This window comes from Pseudophaeobacter flagellatus (genome assembly GCF_021228235.1).
Lineage (GTDB): Bacteria > Pseudomonadota > Alphaproteobacteria > Rhodobacterales > Rhodobacteraceae > Pseudophaeobacter > Pseudophaeobacter flagellatus.
Genome location: NZ_JAJQRG010000028.1, coordinates 1 through 1,020, shown reverse-complemented (window position 1 = coordinate 1,020; position 1,020 = coordinate 1). Strand labels below are relative to the sequence as shown.

The window sequence follows — 1,020 nt, the reverse complement described above, 5'->3', positions numbered from 1 at the left end:
GAGCCCACCTTGCAGATTTTCTGCAACGCAGCCAAAGTCTGCTACCGCGTCAAGGCCATAGTAAAGATACGGTTACAGGTCGTGTTTTCGACCAGATATCTTCAAGCGGGCTGACCATCAGGATTAGACGCGGGCTTAATCAAGAGTACTCTCTTTTTGCGTCCAGCCCGAGTGACAAAAACAAGCTCTTCAGAGCCATCTGCATTGACTACATACTTCAATCGGTGAACTGAAAATACTTGGCCATCAACCGACACTTCTTTTTGGTCATCGGAAAGTTGAAAGCCATCCAATTCAAAAGACAGCCGTTTCAGTATGGCTTCCAATGATTGTTCTTCGAGAAGACGCACTTCCTTCACAATCTGGGACATGGAGATAGGGCCTAAGCCGCCTTTTTCACGCTCTTCATTGATCCGCCGCATTGTTTTGCGGGTGAAGTAGAAACCGAGAGTTGAAGCAATCACCAAACTTGTTCCGGCCACAGCCCATCCGGCAGGCGTTAGACCTAGAAAAGTTGCTACAGGTGCGATGCCGAGTGAGCTCGCAAGACCGCCCAGGCCCACCGCTGTTAGTGCCGATCCGACCGAAAGCGCGGCACCTGAAGTCAGTGCTGCTAGGCTTCCAGTAGCTCCGAAAATGCCTGCGGCAGATATCAGACCCAAGCTGCCTAGCAATGCGCTATTCCCCAGTACGAATGCTCCGATCCAAGTGCTGGACAAGGTGCCTGCGATGTAACCGGCGGCACCTGTGGAGGCGATCCACGCTCCAGATGAATGCAGGACCGGGATGGCAATGGTAAGCAAAGGCAGTGGCATAAATGGTTTCCTTAAAAGGCTGTGTCCAAAGAATGAGATAGAAATTGACAGGCTTATTTTCAAGTTTTTGTGATCGCCACATGCTGACTCAAAAGGTCGGAAAAAACTACTCCCGTTTGCTCGACTCCCGACAAACTAACGCCTGCTCGACTGTTTCGTCAGAGCCGACATTGCAGCAGCGACAGCGAAAGCCCGCTTCGTCCGC

General features: G+C 51.3%; 1 protein-coding gene. It reads right to left on the bottom strand.

Annotated features, from left to right (window positions below):
- Positions 1-101 precede the first annotated feature (101 nt).
- On the bottom strand, positions 102-815 hold the full coding sequence (locus tag LRK71_RS20440; RefSeq protein WP_232405799.1) for a hypothetical protein: 714 nt from the start codon (positions 813-815) through the stop codon (positions 102-104).
- Positions 816-1,020: the final 205 nt, after the last annotated feature.

What these genes read in the sequence shown, in the direction of transcription:
- LRK71_RS20440 (WP_232405799.1), bottom strand. Translation starts at nt 815, where the DNA reads ATGCCACTGCCTTTGCTTACCATTGCCATCCCGGTCCTGCATTCATCT.